The sequence below is a fragment of the Moorena sp. SIO4E2 genome (genome assembly GCF_010671945.1).
GTDB lineage: Bacteria > Cyanobacteriota > Cyanobacteriia > Cyanobacteriales > Coleofasciculaceae > Moorena > Moorena producens.
In genome coordinates, this window is sequence record NZ_JAAHIE010000751.1 from 1 (window position 1) to 2,980 (window position 2,980).

Genomic DNA, 2,980 nt, shown 5'->3' on the forward strand with positions numbered 1-2,980 from the left:
GGCGACCTGACAAGCCCCCCGCGCTAGTCGGATTAAATCCCGGATCACACCACCACTCTTTTCAGATAATAGCTCTAGGGCATCGGGAGTGAATAGATCCGTCTCGTTAATTTTAGCTAATCTTGTGGTAATGACAGACTTCAAGATATCTCGACCAACTTTGTTAGCAGTTGAGGTGGGACGAGAATTGCGTTCGCATTCAAATACAGGCAAATTATACAAATCCAAAGGTTGGAAGCTTTCTCTCGGTTGCCGAAAGCTAGGGGAATATCGTAAAGAAATTGGAATGGTGTAGATGATATGACACTCTAATTCTGTCAGGAGCGGACTAGCAAACATTTCCAGAGAAGTTCTCAAATCATGGCGATCGAGACCATCTACAATTACTAATAATTTTTGGTTGCGGTCAGTTTCAGCAGCTTTGATAATAGCGTTTACCCGATCAATAATGTCACTAACAGCAGGGCGAACGTTAAGGGTTTTGGTCATATCCCGAGTTAATCCCCGTTTCAGAATTAACCCCATTTTTTTTAAAACCTCTGGTAACTCTAACTGTTCAGTATCTGTTTCTTTATCTTGATAAATTACAGTTGTCAGGCTATTTTCTAAATCATCCAGTAAGTGCTGAGCCCGATTTGACCACCAGCCTGGTTTAATAGCTTGGCGACAAACCTCCATCCCAATCAACACCACCACCTCAGCATAACCAATATTATACCGGTCGAGAGCTGTTGCCGTATCAACCCAGATTACGGCATAGTTTTCTGCTAGCTCCTGTTGAATTCGTCGCAATTCCGTTGTTTTTCCACTGCCCCGATGACCAGCTAATAAAAACTTAGCTGGCTGGTCTTCCATTTCCAGAGTAGTGATTACATATTCTACTGGACTATCCTCTCGCTGGATATAAAAATCTTTCATTTCCTCTGGTGTGGTCAGGGGTTGCTCTGGGTTAAACAGTTGGTAAGCTGGTTTCCAATACTTGGCGTTGCTCATACCGTTACTTTTACTGGCATTGTCAGCTGTGGGCTGATTCAATCATACTCCCAGCAAAATGCGATCGCGTAGCGTGGCCTACGGCCAATCGCTTACCTGAGGGAGTCAGTGCTACTTCCGTACTCCCTACTCCTTAACATCCACAAATTGTGAGAACTGTTATAACATTAGTAATGATTTTGCGATCGCATATGGTTTTACTAGACAATTTACCAAAACAATTAAAGGCAACTGATCCCGAAGACAAGCGAATTATCAGTGGTGTTAGCTGGGAGCAGTATGACGCTTTCTTATCCCAATTGGGAGATAGCCCTTGGTATCGCGTGACCTATATAGATGGACTTTTAGAAATTATGGCACCAAGCCGTCGCCATGAAACCTATAAAACGATTATTGGCTCTCTCCTAGAAGATTACTTCAAAGAGACACGAACTCGCTACTTTCCCCTTGGTTCCACAACACTCCGTCAGGAAAAAAATCTAGGTGGTACTGAACCTGATGAATCCTATTGTATCGGCACAGAAAAAGAATTTCCTGACTTAGCGATTGAGGTAGTGGTGACCAGTGGTGGTATCGATAAGTTAGAGGTTTATAAACGATTGGGGGTGAGAGAAGTTTGGTTTTTTAAGAATAACCATTTTGACGTATATCACCTCCGAGGCGAGGCTTACGAACACATTCAAAAAAGCGAGCTTTTACCGGATTTAGATTTAGGGATGCTAGGAAAATATGCCACAGCTTCCGATCCCCTAGAAGCAGCACTAGAATTTCGAGACAAGTTAAGGGAAGCTAGAGGATAATTCTATATAGCTGAAGTTTACTGTTCTAAAAAAAAGATCTGCTATGCAAAGCTCAACCTCCGAAAAAAAATAGTTTAATAGAGTAAAATTAAGCAACTTATAAATTGCTATTTGAGGGAGGATTTACCTAGCACAGTCATGGCCTATCCACTCAAAGATAAGTACATTAGTTTACTCACCGATTTTGGCTTTAAGCGTGTCTTTGGTACAGAGCCAAATAAAGGGCTACTTATTGATTTTATAAACACCCTTTTACCACCCCGTCATCACATTGAAGATGTCACCTTCAAGAATACGGAAAATTTAGGAAACACTCCTGTAGACCGCAAAGGAATTTTTGACATCTATTGTCAATCCAAAACCGGTGAACGTTTCATTGTCGAGATTCAAAAAGCAAAACAAAACTTCTTTCAGGATAGAAGCGCTTACTATTCCACATTTCCGATCCAAGAACAAGCGCAAAAAGGCGATTGGGATTATCAGTTAAAGGCGGTTTATACTGTCGGTGTCTTAGATTTTGTTTTTGACGACCATTCTCTTGGTGCGCGTTCCCTAGGTCGGGAAACCCGACCGGGGTCGCACCGCAAAAATGATCAGACAATCCTACATACCGTGGAGCTAAAAAATCAGGATTGTCAGGTGTTTTATGACAAACTCAAATTCCTTTCTCTTGGTGCGCGTTCCCTAGGTCGGGAAGCCCGACCGGGGTCGCACCGCTACATTGAGTTGCCCAAGTTTACCAAAACTATAGACCAGTTAGAGACACATTTTGATAAATGGCTGTTTGTCCTGAAAAATCTCTCAGAATTACAGAATCGCCCTCAACCTTTCCAAGAGCCGGTATTCAATCAACTGTTTGACGTTGCAGAAATTGCTAACTTTTCTCGCACTGAACAGGATAACTATCAAAACAGTCTCAAATATTACCGAGACATGAATAATATTGTTGAGACTTCTAGACAAGAAGGTTTACAAGAAGGCTTGCTAAAAGGTCGTGAAGAAGGAGCACAACGAGAACGAGCACTGATCCTCCGTCTGCTATCCCGTAGCTTAGGAGAAATACCGAGTGAACTGCAACAGCAAATTAGTCAACTATCACTGGATCAGTTGGAAGGGTTGAGTGAAGCTTGCTTAGATTTCTCGAATCTTGAAGATTTAAGGGCTTGGTTGAATAAAACTCAAGAGTG

The 2,980-nt window shown here is 42.1% G+C and carries 3 protein-coding genes; 2 read left to right on the forward strand and 1 reads right to left on the reverse strand.

The window, feature by feature from the left end:
• On the reverse strand, positions 1-1,035 hold a 1,035-nt coding region (locus F6K37_RS36550), incomplete at its 3' end, for a P-loop NTPase fold protein (RefSeq protein WP_287255878.1).
• 149 nt (positions 1,036-1,184) lie between these two features.
• Between F6K37_RS36550 and F6K37_RS36555 the strand changes: the two genes are divergently transcribed.
• Together F6K37_RS36555 and F6K37_RS36560 are read left to right on the forward strand one after the other, a co-directional pair.
• A complete protein-coding gene (locus tag F6K37_RS36555; protein WP_502887807.1) occupies positions 1,185-1,793 on the forward strand; it encodes a Uma2 family endonuclease in 609 nt (202 codons plus the stop codon).
• A 138-nt stretch (positions 1,794-1,931) separates the two neighbouring features.
• The coding region (locus F6K37_RS36560; RefSeq protein ID WP_287255881.1) for an Rpn family recombination-promoting nuclease/putative transposase at positions 1,932-2,980 on the forward strand (1,049 nt) is incomplete at its 3' end.